Here is a 15,665-nt window from a genome sequence, read left to right on the forward strand (position 1 = left end):
TAGAGGCGCGTCGGTATGCTGAACGTTGGTTTATCATCCGACGGGGATAAGACGCAATGGCGGAGTATCATCTTGATGCCAAGCTAGCCAGGGAAATTGTCGCTCGCACCATGAAAATTATTGATAGCAATATCAACGTGATGGACAACCGGGGCCGGATTATTGGCAGTGGCGATCCTGAGCGGCTGGGGGAACTGCATGAAGGGGCATTGCTGGTGCTGTCTCAGGCCAGGGTGGTCGCTATAGACGATGCCGTTGCCCGTCATTTGCACGGCGTTCGGCCCGGTATTAATCTGCCGTTGCACGTTGACGGGAATATCGTTGGGGTCATCGGCCTGACCGGCGATCCGGTGCAACTGCGGCAGTACGGTGAACTGGTCTGCATGACCGCTGAAATGATGCTGGAGCAGGCGCGATTGTTGAGTTTGTTGGCGCAGGACAGCCGCTTTCGTGAAGAGTTCGTGTTGAACCTGATCCGTACGGAGGAGCTGTCACCGGCCTTGATGGAATGGGCGCACCGCCTGGGGATAGATCCCAACCAACCCCGCGTCGCGGCGGTAGTGGAGGTGGATAGCGGCCAGTTGGGAGTCGACAGCGCCATGGCCGAGTTGCAGCAGTTACAGGAGCTGCTGACGCTGCCGGAACGTGACAACCTGATCGCCATTGTTTCTCTCAGTGAAATGGTGGTACTTAAACCGGCGCTGAATCACCATGGGCGTTGGGATGCCGAGGCCCACCGGCGGAGAGTGGAGAATCTGCTGGTGCGGATCAATGAAAGCAGCCGTTTACGAGTGCGTATTGCGCTCGGCAACTATTTCGTTGGCCCAGGCAGCCTGGTGCGTTCCTATCGCACTGCGCGCACCACCATGGCCGTTGGCAAGCAGCGCATGCCTGAGCGATGGGCCTATTATTATCAGGATCTGATGCTGCCGGTATTGCTGGGCAGCCTGCGTAGCGGTTGGCAGGCGGATGAGCTGGCTCGGCCGTTGGAACGTCTGAAAGCCATGGACGGTAATGGTTTGCTGCTGCGTACCTTAAATGCCTGGTTCCTGAATAATGTGCAACCCACCGCGACCGCCAAGGCACTCTATATTCATCGCAATACGCTGGAGTATCGTCTCAATCGCATATCCGAACTCACCGGGTTGAACCTGGCCAATTTCGATGCACGCCTGTTGCTGTATGTGGGGTTACAGCTTGATGAAGACTAGGCTAGCTGTACGCCAGCCTCAAGCTTCAGTGTCGCGATATTTAAACCCCCAGCTAATACGGAGTCGGGAGGCTAAATAGTTGCACGTTCGGTTCCCTCTCCTTGGGGAGAGGGTTAGGGTGAGGGGCGTTGCACTCAAGTAACCGGTGCCGGGTTAAATACCGCCAACGCGTTGAACAAACCCCATTGATCTGACCAGGTTTGCTTGCGGCCGCTGGCGATATCCAGGATCAGTTCAAACAGTTGCCAGCCCACCTGCTCAATGGTTGCCTCCCCGGTGGCGATAGTTCCGGCGTTGATATCGATCAGGTCGTGCCAGCGTTCGGCCAGCGCGCTGCGCGTTGCCATTTTGATCACCGGCACGGCAGTCAGGCCGTAAGGGGTTCCCCGGCCGGTAGTGAACACTTGCACCGTAATGCCGGAAGCCAACTGCTGCGTGCCGCAAACAAAGTCGCTGGCGGGAGTGGCAGCATAAATCAGCCCACGTTTGCTGGGGCGTTGGCCGGGGGAGAGCACTTCGACAATCGCGCTACTGCCAGATTTGGCAATCGAGCCTAATGCCTTTTCCACCACGTTGGCCAAACCGCCTTTCTTGTTGCCGGGTGAAGGGTTGGCGCTGCGATCGGTTTGCCCTTGGTTGAGGTAATCGTCATACCAGGCCATCTCCTCCAGTAAGCGCTTGCCAACGTGTTGATCGGCAACCCGTGGGGTTAACAGGTGGATGGCATCACGCACTTCGGTGACTTCGGAGAACATCACGGTTGCCCCGCAACGTACCAGCAGGTCGGAAGCAAAACCTACCGCCGGGTTGGCCGTCACCCCGGAAAAGGCATCGCTACCGCCACATTGCATCCCCACCACCAGCTCTGAGGCCGGCACGGTTTCCCGCTGGCGACGGTTCAGGCGTTGCAGGTGCTGCTCTGCCACGGCCAGAATATCGGCCACCATGGCCTGAAACCCAACGTGTTTCTCATCTTGCAGGCGCACAATCCGGCTTTCATCCACGGAGATGGGGTGTACATCTGGGGTTCCCTGCAGCAGGCGTTCCGGCTGCAATTTCTCGCAGCCTAGCCCCACCACCATCACTTCGCCGCCAAAGTTCGGGTTGAGCGCCAGATTATGTAAGGTGCGGATAGGGACCACCGCTGCGGGAGCGTTGATGGCGACGCCACAGCCATAGAGATGATTCAGACCCACCACGCCGTCAACGTTGGGGTATTTCGCCAGCAGGTCGCGCTCAATGATTTTCACCACATAATCCACCACACCGGCCACGCAGTGCACGCTGGTGGTGATCGCCAACAGGTTCTTGCTGCCAACGCTGCCGTCGGCATTACGGTAGCCTTCAAAGGTATAACCTTCCAGAGGCGGTAATGCCTGGGGCACATTGTTGGCTAGTGGCAAGCTGGCCAACTCGGGGGCCGGGGGAAGCAATACCAGCGATTCATCAATCCAACTGCCACGGCGAATATCCCGTGCGGCAAAGCCAATCACTTCGCCATAGCGCAAAATAGTGCCGTCTTGAGGAATATCTTGCAGCGCAACTTTATGCCCTTGGGGAATATGCTCCAATAATGTCAGACCGCAAGGGAAGCTTGCCCCTTTAGGCAATCCATAGTCATTAACCACAATGGCGACGTTATCTTGCCGATGAACCTGAATATAGCGCGGTAATGCTTTAATACTGCCAACTGCATATTCGGACATAGTGAAACCTCACGTACTCTGATTTATGTACGCCGTGGGTAATAATCGAAAAACTGGCTCAGCAAAAAGCATAACATTCGCAATGGTGTCGGGCATTATGCAAATGACCTAGATTTGGCGTTTCCCGGGAGTCAATCTTTGGCATTGTGCTAATCCGCTGTGAGATAGCTCACGCAACTGGGGGATCCGTGAGCCAGCCCGCGCCCGATTGGGCATACGCCATAAACAAGCCGCCATATTAGCCCTGTTATTGGGTTATTTGCCCGATGAGTCGCGGCAGCCGGTTCCCTATACTTTTCTCCACCAAGCGTTAATGCGTTTAAAAATTGCCGATGCCGTATTAATCGAACTGCTCAAAAAAGGCTGCAATTTAATTTAAACCTTTCGTTCTGAGCTATTTTTAGCGGTTTTTCAGGATGAATATAGTAATGCAGGAGAGCACCATGTCTACTATCAGCGCTGCCAACAGTGCCATCAAGCGAACCAATAAGCGTTACTGGATCGTGGTAATGCTGTTTATCGTCACCTCATTTAACTATGGCGATCGTGCCACGCTTTCTATTGCCGGTACCGCAATGGCTCAGGATATTGGCCTCGATCCGGTTGGAATGGGTTATATCTTTTCGGCGTTTTCCTGGGCCTATGTGATTGGTCAGATCCCCGGTGGCTGGTTACTGGATCGTTTCGGCTCCAAACGGGTCTACTTCTGGAGCATCTTCATCTGGTCGCTGTTTACCTTGCTGCAAGGCTTCGTGGATATCTTCAGCGGTTTTGGCATCGTGATAGCGCTGTTTGCGCTGCGTTTCCTGGTCGGCCTGGCAGAAGCACCGTCATTCCCCGGCAACAGCCGGATTGTCGCCGCCTGGTTCCCTGCCCATGAACGTGGCACGGCGGTATCGATCTTCAACTCGGCCCAATACTTTGCCACGGTGATCTTCGCACCGATCATGGGCTGGCTGACGCATGCCGTTGGCTGGTCGCACGTGTTCTTATTTATGGGCGGGCTGGGCATCATCCTGAGCTTTGTCTGGCTTAAGGTGCTGCACAATCCCAAAGATCACCCCAGCATCAACCAGGCGGAACTGGACTATATCGAAGCCGGCGGTGCCTTGATCAATATGGATCAGAAACAGGCCACGCAGGTGAAGGTCAAAGGCGAGAAGTGGTTCCAGATCAAGCAGCTGCTGCAATCACGCATGATGATTGGCGTCTATATCGGCCAGTACTGCATCAACGCGCTGACCTATTTCTTTATCACCTGGTTCCCGGTGTATCTGGTGCAGGCGCGGGGGATGTCGATCCTCAAGGCCGGCTTTGTCGCCTCGGTTCCTGCCATTTGTGGTTTTGTCGGTGGGGTGCTCGGCGGTGTGATTTCCGACTACCTGATGCGCCGTACCCAGTCGCTGACCTTCGCCCGTAAAACGCCGATCGTGCTGGGCATGCTGTTGTCGATGTCGATGATCTTCTGCAACTACGTTGAAACCGAATGGATGGTGGTGGGCATCATGGCCGCCGCGTTCTTCGGTAAGGGGCTGGGCGCGCTGGGGTGGGCAGTGATGGCAGATACCGCCCCCAAAGAGATCAGCGGCCTGAGCGGTGGCCTGTTCAATATGTTCGGCAATATCTCCGGCATCGTCACGCCGATCGCCATCGGCTACATCATTGGTACCACCGGATCGTTTAACGGCGCGCTGGTCTACGTCGGGATCCATGCGCTGTTGGCGGTGGCCAGCTACCTGTTCATCGTGGGAGATATCAAGCGTATCGAACTGAAACCCATGGCTAAGGCCAGCAGGCAATGACACGGCGGCGAGTTTGGCAACTGAACCCACAATTTTGAGGACATCTCTATGACAACAGCACCAAAAATTACTGCCATGCAGGTTGTACCGGTGGCCGGTTACGACAGCATGCTGCTCAATCTCAGCGGCGCTCACGCCCCATTCTTCACCCGTAATATCGTGATCTTGCAGGATAACGCCGGTAATACCGGGCTAGGGGAGATCCCTGGAGGGGAGAAAATTCGCCAAACCCTGGAAGAGGCCCAGTCCCTGGTGGTCGGCAAAACCCTGGGGGAATACAAGAACGTGATGAACCGGGTGCGCGAACGCTTTGCCGATCGGGATGCCAGCGGGCGTGGCCTACAGACTTTCGATTTACGTACCACCATCCACGTGGTGACCGGCATTGAAGCAGCGATGCTGGACCTGTTGGGGCAGTTCCTTGATGTGCCGGTAGCGGCCCTGTTAGGGGATGGGCAGCAGCGTGACTCGGTGGAAATGCTCGGTTATCTGTTTTATGTCGGCGATCGCAACAAAACGCCGCTGCCTTACCAGAGCCAGCCGGATGAGGCCTGCGACTGGTATCGCCTGCGTCATGAACAAGCGCTGACGCCGCAAAGCATTGTGCGCCTGGCGGAAGCGGCTTTTGATAAGTATGGCTTCAACGATTTCAAGCTAAAGGGTGGCGTATTGGCGGGCAGTGAAGAGGCTGAGGCCGTCACGGCGTTGGCGCAGCGCTTCCCTCAGGCGCGCATCACGCTCGATCCCAACGGGGCCTGGTCGCTGAAAGAAGCGATCGCACTAGGCAAACAGCTGCGTAACGTGTTGGCCTATGCCGAAGATCCTTGCGGGGCAGAGCAGGGCTTCTCCGGGCGGGAAGTGATGGCGGAGTTCCGCCGTGCCACTGGCCTGCCTACCGCGACCAACATGATCGCCACGGACTGGCGGCAGATGGGGCATACGCTGCAGTTGCAGTCGGTGGATATTCCATTGGCGGATCCTCATTTCTGGACCATGCAGGGATCGGTGCGCGTTGCGCAGATGTGCCATGAGTTCGGCCTGACCTGGGGCTCACATTCCAATAACCATTTCGATATCTCGTTGGCGATGTTCACCCATGTGGCCGCGGCGGCACCGGGCAACATTGCGGCGATCGACACCCATTGGATCTGGCAGGAGGGCAACCAGCGGCTGACGCGGGAACCGCTGCAGATTGTCGGTGGCCGCGTACAGGTTCCACAACGGCCAGGATTGGGGATCGAGCTGGATCGGGATCGTTTAATGCGGGGCAATGAACTTTACCAGAAACACGGGCTTGGGGCACGCGACGATGCGCAGGGTATGCAGTACCTGATCCCTGGCTGGATCTTTGATAACAAACGCCCGTGCCTGGTGCGTTAATCCGTCTACAGAGGAAATTTCATGAAGAGCTGCCATAACCCTTTTCGTCAATCGTTGCTCGCGGGCGAAACCCTGATCGGCTGCTGGTCTGCGCTTGCCAACCCGATCTCCACCGAAGTCTTGGGGCTGGCCGGTTTCGACTGGCTGGTGCTGGATGGCGAGCATGCGCCGAATGACATTGGCACTTTCGTGCCGCAACTGATGGCGCTCAAGGGCAGCCCTAGCGCCGCGGTGGTACGGCCGCCCTGCAACGAACCGGTGATTATCAAACGCCTGCTGGATATCGGTTTCTACAACTTTTTGATCCCGTTTGTGGAAAGTGCTGAGCAGGCAGAGTTGGCGGTAGCGTCGACGCGTTATCCCCCTGCGGGGATCCGTGGGGTCTCGGTGTCGCACCGTAGCAACGGTTACGGCACCGTGCCGGACTATTTCGCCCAGATTAACCAGCAGATAGCGGTGCTGGTGCAGATCGAAAGCCAGCAGGGGGTCGATAACCTGGACGCGATAGCTGGCGTAGAGGGCGTGGACGGCATCTTTGTCGGGCCGGGGGATCTTTCCGCCGCTTTGGGGTATCTCGGCCAGCCAAATCACCCGGAGGTGCAGGCGGTGATCCGTCATATTTTTGAGCGAGCCAGCGCGCACGGTAAAGCCAGCGGCATCTTGGCACCGGCTGAGGCTGATGCCCGCCGTTATCTGGAATGGGGAGCCAGGTTCGTGGCCGTCGGCAGCGATCTTGGCGTATTCCGCACGGCCACGCAGGCCTTGTGCGATCGGTTTAAACAGGCTGTTGAATAAGGGGAACGGGATGAAAATTGGATTTATTGGCTTGGGGATTATGGGGAAACCCATGAGCAAAAACCTGCTGCAGGCGGGTTATTCGTTGGTGGTAATGGACCGCAATGCCGAAGCGGTGGCTGAACTGGCTGCGCTGGGTGCCGATGTTGCCGCCACGCCAAAGGCGGTGGCCGCATTGAGCGATATCGTGATCACCATGTTGCCTAACTCACCGCAGGTGCGGGAAGTGGCATTGGGAGAAAATGGCCTGATTGAGGGAGCCAAAGCGGGGACTGTGCTGATAGACATGAGTTCTATTGCTCCACTGGCAAGCCGTGAAATCAGCGAAGCCCTGGCTGCCAAACAGATCGCCATGCTTGATGCGCCGGTGAGCGGCGGTGAGCCTAAAGCGATAGATGCCACATTGTCGGTGATGGTGGGCGGCGATAAAGAGGTGTTTGATCGCTGTTTTGACGTGATGAAATCCATGGCCGGTTCGGTGGTGCACACTGGCGATATTGGCGCTGGCAACGTCACCAAACTGGCGAATCAGGTGATCGTGGCGCTGAATATTGCGGCCATGTCCGAAGCGCTGGTGTTGGCCACCAAGGCCGGGGTCAACCCAGACCTGGTATTCCAGGCGATCCGTGGTGGGCTGGCAGGCAGCACGGTGTTGGAAACCAAGGCACCGATGGTGATGGATCGCAATTTCAAACCGGGTTTCCGCATTGACTTGCACATCAAGGATCTGGCCAACGCGCTGGATACCTCCCATGGCGTGGGGGCGCAGCTACCGTTGACCGCTGCGGTGATGGAAATGATGCAGGCGCTGCGCGCCGATGGTCTGGGCAATGCCGATCACAGCGCACTGGCGTGTTATTACGAAAAGTTGGCCAAAGCAGAGGTTACCCGATAGGGGCAGCGGAGTACTGGTTAGTTAAGGTGACGTCCCTCACCTCAACCCTCTCCCGTAGGGAGAGGGAGCTGTTAGCCCCTGCTCTTTTGCAAATAAAGGGGCTATCTCAACAAACTCGATTGTCCCCTCATCCAAGGTACACCACCGAATTTTCAGGCCCACCCTAACCCCTAACTCTAACCCTTTTACCCAGCTAACAGATTGACACGGCACCTTGCTACAACTCCGGACAGTCCCCTCTCCCTGTGGGAGAGGGTTAGGGTGAGGGGTCTGGCTTATCCCAACTGGAACTTCGCTTCCGTCTCCACCAGCTCAATCTCATCCAACAGCTCCAGCCATTCCGGTTCTAAATCACCGTTGCTCACACCCTGACGCAGTTGCTGCTCAAGATAGAAGCACAGTTGCTTAAGGCGCGGAACGCCGCTGTAGCTGCAACTGCCGTGCAGCTTGTGGATCAGATCGAGAATGGTGTCGTCCTCTTCTCCTTCCAGCACGGCTTTTACCCGATCGCTGACCTGCGGTAGGAACTCGATCAACATCTGCAACAGATCGCGCGCCAGATCCTCTTTATTGGCGGCCTGGCGCAATGCCAACGGCCAATCCAGCGATAACGGTGGTTCAGCTGGGCTACGCGGCTGGGCTGCCTCTGGTTCAAGCTCGATGGTGTGATAACGGGAGAGCACCCGTGTCAGCATGGCTTCGTCAATCGGCTTGGCCAGATAGTCATCCATGCCAGCCTCCAACAGGTGTTCTCGCTCGCCGCTCACCGCATGGGCGGTCACGGCGACGATCGGCGTGGAGTTGTGGTGCGGCATCTGGCGGATCAGCTCACTGGCGCGGATGCCGTCAATATTCGGCATCTGAATATCCATCAGGATCATATCCAGCACGTTATCACGTGCCAGCACGATGGCTTCCTCACCGCTTTCGCACAGCAGCGTTTTTTCTACCTGTTCTGCCAGCAAGGCACCGATCAGCTTCAGGTTGGCCGGGTTATCATCGACCGCCATCACCGTCAGTGGTAAGCGTCTATGTACCTTTGGTGCGTTCTGACGCAGCGGGGCCTCCAGACGCAGTAACGGATACAGGCGATTACTGCTGATCGGTTTGGTCAGGCAGCCGATAGCGCCCAGCTTTTTCGTTTTTTCGGCATCGATCTGCGACTGGCTAGGTACCGCCAGGATCACCCGATCGGCAAGTTTCAGCGACTCCAGCAGCTTGTCTCGATGCTGGCCATTAGCATCCCGATAAGGGATCGGTACGCCTGCCAACAGGAAGTCATAATGATTTTTCGGCAATTGCCCCAGGGTTGGCGAATGGGTTACCACCAAATGGGTGACGCTCAACATATTCAGCGTTGCCTGGGCCGCCGTTGGGTTGGCTTCGATATAGGCCAACGTCTTACCGCGCAAGTCCGGTAGACTAGGTGGCAGCGACAACATGCCTTCGTTGAGATCGAGGGTGATGTGGAACCAGAAGGTCGAGCCACGGTTGAGTTGGCTGTGGAAGTTGATATCGCCCCCCATCTCTTTCACCAGCTTCTGGGTGATCACCAGGCCCAGCCCGGTGCCGCCATGGCGGCGCGAGATGCTGGCATCTGCCTGGCGGAAAGCCTGGAACAGCTGCGATTGCTGGCGTTCAGAAATCCCGATGCCGGTATCGTGGATCTGCACTTCCAGCTCAACCTGGCGTTCCAACTGGTTACGTAGCTCAACGCGGATATCGATATTGCCGGTTTCGGTGAACTTCACCGCATTGCCGAGCAGATTGGTGATCACCTGCTGTAGCCGCAGTGAATCGCCAATTACCTGCTCTGGCACATCGTTTTGCACATCCAGGGTCAGCTCCAGCCCTTTGTCGTGTGCGCTAGGGGCCAGCAATACCAGCACCTCATCCAGCGTTTCACGCAGCGAGAACGGAATATGTTCCAGGATCAGCTTGCCAGCCTCCAGCTTGGAGAAGTCCAGCACGTCGTTGATGATGGTCAGCAGGTTGTTGGCCGAGCGTTCGATAGTTTGCAGATAGTCGGTCTGGGTGGCGCTCAGGTCGGTTTTCAGCGTCTGGCGGGTAAAGCCGATCACCCCGTTGAGCGGGGTACGCAGCTCATGGGACATATTGGCCAGGAATTCCGATTTGATACGGGCAGCTTCCTGCGCGCGCTTCTTCGCCAGATCCAGCTCAACGTTCTGGATCTCCATTTGCTCCAGCGTTTCACGTAGGTCGGAGGTGGCCTGGTCGATGTTCTGCTGCATCTCCTCGTGATAGGCGGTCAGCGACATCGCCATCGAGTTGATGCCGTTTTTCAGCATTTGCAGCTCGCCGAGCATAAAGCCTTCGACCCGGCTATCCAACTGGCCCCGGCGGATACGGTCGACGGTGTTGACCATATTGCGGATCGGGCCGGTGACGTCGCGCATCAGGCGGTAGGCAAACAGAATGGCAATACACATACACAGCAGCAGCAGCAGGGTAGAAACGAACACCTCTTTATATTGCTGTAGGCGTACCGATTGCAGATCCAGCTCGATCGCCACATAGCCGAGATTGCTGTCGGGATGTGCCTCCCCGCTGGTGTCCTCGTCCGGGAACTGTGACTCCGACAGGATTGGCGTACGCAGGATCAGCGAATCGCCACGCCGGGTCAGCATCATATCGGTGGGCATCGGCACACCTTTGGGCAACTGCAACTGGGTATAATTGTGGTGATAGTTGGAGGTGACAAACAGGTTGTTCTGCGAGTCAAATACGGTGATCGCCCGGACAATATCCGAATGGCGGCGATGCAACAGGCTGACCAGTTGCCGGACCGATTCACGGCTGCGGAAGGTCATGCCATATTCGCTGGCGACGGCCAGAGGTTCGATGATGCTGGCACCAGCATCGACTAATTGCTCCTGCAGCTCGTTGTAGCGGTGCACTACAAAGAAGGTGCTGAGCAGTAGACCGATCAATAAAGTCGGTGCCAGGATCAGGATCATCATGCGCGCGCGCAAGCTGTATTTGGTCATGGGATTCCAATGTGGGAGAATTGGAGGCTAATCTTAAGCTTAATTAACCAACACACAATCAATAATTATGGCGCAATTCTACTCTCCGAAACGCCGCGTGACGACCCGGCAAGCTTCACAAATATTCACGGTGACGGTAACGGACCTCGATCCATTTGGCCAGGGAGTGGCACGCCATGAAGGCAAAGCGGTATTTATCCCCGGCGTTTTGCCGGGGGAACAGGCCGAAATTCAGTTGACGCAGGACAAACGGCAATTCGCCAAAGGTCAGCTCAGGCAACTGTTAAATTGCAGCATACAACGCGTTGAGCCGCGCTGCCCACACTTTGGTGTGTGCGGAGGTTGCCAGCAGCAGCATGTCTCCGAGGCGCTGCAACAGCAAAGCAAGGCGGCGGCGCTGGGGCGCCTGATCTACCGCGAAACCGGGGTGACGCCGCAGCAGGAACCGGTGATTGCCGGGCCGCAGTATGGTTACCGTCGGCGGGCGCGGCTGGGGTTACAGTGGCAACCCCAGCAGCACCGTTTGCTGATGGGTTTTCACCAGGCCGCCTCGTCCGATCTGGTGGCGGTGAAGCAGTGCCCGGTATTGGCACCGGAACTGGAACGGCTGCTGGTGCCGCTGTATCAATGCCTGAGCGGCTTGCAGGCCGTGCAGCGTCTGGGCCATGCGGAGCTGGTGTTGGCGGATAACGGACCGGTGCTGGTATTGCGCCACCTGGATGCACTCAAGCAGGGCGATCGTCAGGCTTTGCAGCAGTTTTCCCAGCAAAATGGCACCACCGTTTATTTGGCACCGGATAGCGAACGGCTGGAAAAACTGTGCGGTGAAGCGCCGTATTATCAGGTTGACGGGCTACGCTTAGACTTCAATCCGCGCGATTTTATTCAGGTAAATGATGCGGTAAATCAGCAAATGGTGGCTCAGGCCCTTGAATGGCTCGAGATTGAGCCCAATGATCGCATATTGGATCTGTTTTGTGGCATGGGCAACTTTACCCTGCCGCTGGCCAAGCGGGCCAAGGCGGTGGTCGGGATTGAAGGTGTTGCCACGCTGGTAGCGAATGGGCAATATAATGCCGATAGGAATAGGCTCAGTAATGTCTCCTTTTTCCATGAAAATCTGGAAGATGACGTTGCGCGACAACCATGGGCAGCACAGGGATTTGATAAGGTGATGCTGGATCCAGCCCGCGCAGGCGCGGCTGGGGTGATGTCACACATTGTAAAACTGGCGCCAGAGCGCGTGGTGTATATATCCTGTAACCCCACGACGTTGGCACGTGACAGCAAAGTGTTGCTGGACGCCGGTTATCGTCTTGCGCGTGTGCGGATGTTGGATATGTTCCCGCACACGGGGCATCTTGAATCCATGGCGCTGTTTATCCACGGGTCGCGGAAAAAGTAGGGAGAAGTTATGGTCGCGGTAAGAACTGCACATCTGAATACGGCGGGTGAATTCGCGCTTGATGACTGGATAGCCAGCCTGGGGTTGCCCAACCCGCAGTCAGGTGAGCGATTAGCCGCAACCTGGCGTTACTGTGAACAGCAGACGAAAGACCATCCCGATGCGCCGTTGCTGCTATGGCGTGGCCTGGAGATGGTGGAGATCCTCTCGACCCTCAGCATGGATAACGACAGTATGCGCGCGGCGCTGCTGTTCCCGTTGGTGGACGCGGCGATCGTTCCTGAAGCGACCCTTACCGAAGAGTTCGGTTCCGGCATTACCTCCCTGGTGCACGGCGTACGCGATATGGACGCCATCCGCCAACTGAAAGCCACCCACAACGACTCGATGGGCTCCGAGCAGGTCGATAACGTGCGCCGCATGCTGCTGGCGATGGTGGAAGATTTCCGCTGCGTAGTGATCAAGCTGGCAGAGCGTATTGCCCACCTGCGTGAAGTGAAGGATGCGCCGGAAGACGAACGCGTGCTGGCGGCCAAAGAGTGTTCCAATATCTACGCCCCGCTGGCCAACCGCCTCGGCATTGGCCAGTTGAAATGGGAACTGGAAGATTTCTGCTTCCGCTATCTGCATCCCGATGAATACAAACGCATTGCCAAGCTGCTACATGAACGCCGTATCGATCGCGAGCAGTTTATTGATGACTTCGTGGCTTCATTGCATAGCGCGATGGAGATCGAAGGCATCAAGGCGGAAATTTATGGCCGCCCGAAACACATTTATAGCATCTGGCGTAAGATGCAGAAGAAATCGCTGGCGTTCGATGAGCTGTTCGACGTGCGTGCGGTGCGCGTAGTGGTAGAGCGCCTGCAGGATTGCTATGCGGCATTGGGCATCGTCCATACCCATTTCCGCCATCTGCCGGATGAGTTTGACGACTATGTCGCCAACCCGAAACCAAACGGCTATCAGTCGATCCATACCGTGGTGCTCGGGCCGCGTGGCAAAACGCTGGAGATCCAGATCCGCACCCGCCAGATGCACGAAGATGCCGAGCTGGGCGTCGCTGCACACTGGAAATACAAAGAAGGCGCGGTGGTTACGGCGCGTTCCGGCTACGAAGAACGTATTGCCTGGCTGCGTAAGCTGATCGCCTGGCAGGAAGAGATGGCGGACTCGGGCGAAATGCTCGACGAAGTGCGCAGCCAGGTGTTCGACGATCGCGTCTACGTGTTTACGCCGAAGGGCGACGTGGTGGATCTGCCAGCCGGCTCCACGCCGCTGGACTTTGCTTACCATATCCACAGCGACGTCGGTCACCGCTGTATCGGTGCCAAGATCGGCGGCCGTATCGTGCCGTTTACCTACCAGTTGCAGATGGGCGATCAGATTGAAATCATCACTCAGAAGCAGCCGAACCCTAGCCGTGACTGGCTGAACCCGAACCTGGGCTATGTCACCACCAGCCGTGGGCGCTCCAAGATCCACAACTGGTTCCGCAAGCAGGATCGCGATAAAAACATCCTGGCCGGGCGGCAGATGCTGGACAACGAGCTGGAACACCTCGGTATCAGCCTGCGGGAAGCCGAAAAGTTGCTGATCCCGCGTTATAACGTCAACTCGTTGGATGAAGTGTTGGCGAGCATTGGCGGCGGCGATATCCGTCTCAACCAGATGGTGAACTTCCTACAGGGCAAGCTCAACAAGCCTAGTGCCGAGGAGCAGGATCGCGAAGCGTTACGCCAACTGACCCAGCAGAAAGCCCCGGCAACCTCGGCCCGCAACAAAGATAATGGCCGCGTGGTGGTCGAAGGCGTCGGCAATCTGATGCACCACATTGCCCGCTGCTGCCAGCCGATCCCGGGTGACGACATTGTCGGCTTTATTACCCAGGGGCGTGGGATCTCGATCCACCGTGCGGATTGCGATCAACTGGCGGAGCTACAGTCTCACGCGCCGGAACGTATCGTGGATGCGGTCTGGGGGGAAAGCTACTCCAGCGGTTATTCGCTGGTGGTACGCGTCGTGGCCAACGATCGCAGCGGTTTGCTGCGTGATATCACCACTATCCTGGCCAACGAGAAGGTCAACGTATTGGGCGTCGCCAGCCGCAGCGACACCAAAAAGCAGCTGGCCACCATCGATATGGACATCGAAATCTATAACCAGGTGGTGTTGGGGCGTGTGCTGGCCAAGCTCAACCAACTGCCAGACGTTATCGACGCCAAACGCCTGCACGGCGCTTGATTTTTGTTTTTTGCTTAAGGGCTCAGCATGCTGGGCCCTTAATTATTCAGAGACTCAACATGACCCAACCTATGCCGTTACAACGCCTGCTGACCATTATGAAAACCCTGCGCGATCCGCAGGTGGGTTGCCCGTGGGATCGTAAGCAGACCTTCGCCACCATCGCACCTTACACTCTGGAAGAAACCTACGAAGTGCTGGACGCCATTGAGCGCCAGGACTATGCCGAGCTGCGTGATGAACTGGGCGATCTGCTGTTCCAGGTGGTGTTTTATGCTCAGATGGGCCAGGAGCAGGGGCTGTTTGACTTCGACCAGGTGTGCAACGCCATCAGCGACAAGCTGGAACGCCGTCACCCGCATATCTTCGGTGAGGCTGAGGCAGTAGACAGCGCGGCGGTTTCCGCCCGCTGGGAGCAGTTGAAGGCCGATGAACGGGCAGAGAAAGCGCTGCACTCAGCGCTGGATGATATTCCCAACGCCTTACCGGCGCTGATGAAAGCTCATAAAATCCAGAAGCGCTGTGCCGCGGTCGGCTTCGACTGGAACACCTTGGGGCCGGTCGTAGGCAAAGTATATGAAGAGCTGGATGAAGTGATGCACGAAGCCCAGCAGGCGGTGGTAGACGAGCAGAAGCTGGAAGAGGAGATTGGCGATCTGCTGTTTGCCACGGTCAATCTTTCCCGCCATCTGGGTCATAAGGCGGAAAAGGCGTTGCAGGTGGCCAACCGCAAATTTGAACGCCGCTTCCGCCAGGTTGAAGAGATCGTGCAAAGCCGCGGTCTGACAATGCAGGAAGCCACGTTGGAGCAGATGGAAGAGGCCTGGCAGCAGGTAAAACGCCTGGAAAACTAATTGCCAATACCGTTGTCCTAACTGTGTCGCTTGTTTGATCGGCGACAATATTTGCTCAAGCTGAAACGGTTAAGCTCCGGGTTGTGGATTGCTGAATCTGGTTTAACCGGCAGAAAAGCTCAACAAACTGAAATCTAAGGTGTTTTATTGCATCTAAACTCGGTTTGCACGCGGTTTTTTATGCTAACCCATTGTTTCTAAAGGGCTCTAAAACGGGGGCCGAACGATTAAACCGGGATGAACTCACGAGGGTGGTTGAGATGATGGCAGGTAAAACGATCGTTTGTAGGTCAAGAGAGGTTCGGGTATACTACTTTCCCGTCTTGGTTCTTCCATCGTCTTTAAACCTAAACTCTCAGGTTCAG

The 15,665-nt window shown here is 56.6% G+C and carries 10 protein-coding genes; 8 read left to right on the forward strand and 2 right to left on the reverse strand.

Annotated features, from left to right (window positions below; genetic code table 11):
• Window positions 1-56: 56 nt before the first annotated feature.
• The gene (locus KGP26_RS04585) at window positions 57-1,211 is read left to right on the forward strand and encodes a CdaR family transcriptional regulator (RefSeq protein ID WP_059199773.1); all 1,155 of its coding nucleotides are present in this window, start codon (window positions 57-59) and stop codon (window positions 1,209-1,211) included.
• 134 nt (window positions 1,212-1,345) lie between these two features.
• Here the strand turns inward: KGP26_RS04585 and garD are convergent, their stop codons facing one another.
• Window positions 1,346-2,917 carry a galactarate dehydratase gene (gene garD / locus KGP26_RS04590; protein ID WP_223665084.1) on the reverse strand — a complete coding sequence of 524 codons (1,572 nt, stop codon included), beginning with the start codon at window positions 2,915-2,917 and terminating at the stop codon, window positions 1,346-1,348.
• 443 nt (window positions 2,918-3,360) lie between these two features.
• Between garD and KGP26_RS04595 the strand changes: the two genes are divergently transcribed.
• The 4 genes from KGP26_RS04595 to garR are packed head-to-tail and all read left to right on the forward strand — an operon-like array spanning window position 3,361 to window position 7,789.
• Window positions 3,361-4,719: an MFS transporter gene (locus KGP26_RS04595; protein ID WP_223665085.1), complete on the forward strand. Its 1,359-nt coding sequence runs from the start codon at window positions 3,361-3,363 to the stop codon at window positions 4,717-4,719.
• 48 nt (window positions 4,720-4,767) lie between these two features.
• Complete coding sequence (gudD, locus tag KGP26_RS04600; RefSeq protein WP_094982131.1) at window positions 4,768-6,099, forward strand: glucarate dehydratase; 1,332 nt, start codon at window positions 4,768-4,770, stop codon at window positions 6,097-6,099.
• A gap of 21 nt (window positions 6,100-6,120) precedes the next feature.
• Window positions 6,121-6,894 carry a 2-dehydro-3-deoxyglucarate aldolase gene (gene garL, locus KGP26_RS04605; protein ID WP_059199776.1) on the forward strand — a complete coding sequence of 258 codons (774 nt, stop codon included), beginning with the start codon at window positions 6,121-6,123 and terminating at the stop codon, window positions 6,892-6,894.
• Window positions 6,895-6,904: 10 nt separating this feature from the next.
• Window positions 6,905-7,789, forward strand: coding sequence for a 2-hydroxy-3-oxopropionate reductase (gene garR / locus KGP26_RS04610; RefSeq protein WP_223665086.1), 885 nt, complete (start codon window positions 6,905-6,907; stop codon window positions 7,787-7,789).
• A 275-nt stretch (window positions 7,790-8,064) separates the two neighbouring features.
• On the opposite strand, the gene barA is transcribed toward garR, so the two are convergent.
• Window positions 8,065-10,797 carry a two-component sensor histidine kinase BarA gene (gene barA, locus KGP26_RS04615; protein WP_223665087.1) on the reverse strand — a complete coding sequence of 911 codons (2,733 nt, stop codon included), beginning with the start codon at window positions 10,795-10,797 and terminating at the stop codon, window positions 8,065-8,067.
• 67 nt (window positions 10,798-10,864) lie between these two features.
• Here barA and rlmD point away from each other — a divergent pair, with 67 nt between their 5' ends.
• From rlmD to mazG, 3 genes are read left to right on the forward strand one after another with little or no spacing between them, the layout of a single operon-like run.
• Window positions 10,865-12,202 (forward strand): 23S rRNA (uracil(1939)-C(5))-methyltransferase RlmD, encoded by a 1,338-nt coding sequence (rlmD, locus tag KGP26_RS04620; protein ID WP_218519873.1) that lies wholly within the window; start codon window positions 10,865-10,867, stop codon window positions 12,200-12,202.
• A gap of 9 nt (window positions 12,203-12,211) precedes the next feature.
• Window positions 12,212-14,446 carry a GTP diphosphokinase gene (gene relA / locus KGP26_RS04625; protein ID WP_021179385.1) on the forward strand — a complete coding sequence of 745 codons (2,235 nt, stop codon included), beginning with the start codon at window positions 12,212-12,214 and terminating at the stop codon, window positions 14,444-14,446.
• 59 nt (window positions 14,447-14,505) lie between these two features.
• On the forward strand, window positions 14,506-15,300 hold the full coding sequence (gene mazG, locus KGP26_RS04630) for a nucleoside triphosphate pyrophosphohydrolase (RefSeq protein WP_223665088.1): 795 nt from the start codon (window positions 14,506-14,508) through the stop codon (window positions 15,298-15,300).
• The last annotated feature ends 365 nt before the right edge of the window (window positions 15,301-15,665 follow it).

It is taken from the genome of Serratia sp. JSRIV002 (assembly GCF_019968725.1).
In the GTDB taxonomy this organism is placed as follows: Bacteria; Pseudomonadota; Gammaproteobacteria; order Enterobacterales; family Enterobacteriaceae; genus Chania; species Chania fonticola_B.

Excerpts from the sequence above, each read along its gene's own strand:
- KGP26_RS04585 (WP_059199773.1), top strand. The coding sequence starts at position 57 with ATGGCGGAGTATCATCTTGATGCCAAGCTAGCCAGGGAAATTGTCGCT.
- garD (WP_223665084.1), bottom strand. The coding sequence starts at position 2,917 with ATGTCCGAATATGCAGTTGGCAGTATTAAAGCATTACCGCGCTATATT.
- KGP26_RS04595 (WP_223665085.1), top strand. The coding sequence starts at position 3,361 with ATGTCTACTATCAGCGCTGCCAACAGTGCCATCAAGCGAACCAATAAG.
- gudD (WP_094982131.1), top strand. The coding sequence starts at position 4,768 with ATGACAACAGCACCAAAAATTACTGCCATGCAGGTTGTACCGGTGGCC.
- garL (WP_059199776.1), top strand. The coding sequence starts at position 6,121 with ATGAAGAGCTGCCATAACCCTTTTCGTCAATCGTTGCTCGCGGGCGAA.
- garR (WP_223665086.1), top strand. The coding sequence starts at position 6,905 with ATGAAAATTGGATTTATTGGCTTGGGGATTATGGGGAAACCCATGAGC.
- barA (WP_223665087.1), bottom strand. The coding sequence starts at position 10,797 with ATGACCAAATACAGCTTGCGCGCGCGCATGATGATCCTGATCCTGGCA.
- rlmD (WP_218519873.1), top strand. The coding sequence starts at position 10,865 with ATGGCGCAATTCTACTCTCCGAAACGCCGCGTGACGACCCGGCAAGCT.
- relA (WP_021179385.1), top strand. The coding sequence starts at position 12,212 with ATGGTCGCGGTAAGAACTGCACATCTGAATACGGCGGGTGAATTCGCG.
- mazG (WP_223665088.1), top strand. The coding sequence starts at position 14,506 with ATGACCCAACCTATGCCGTTACAACGCCTGCTGACCATTATGAAAACC.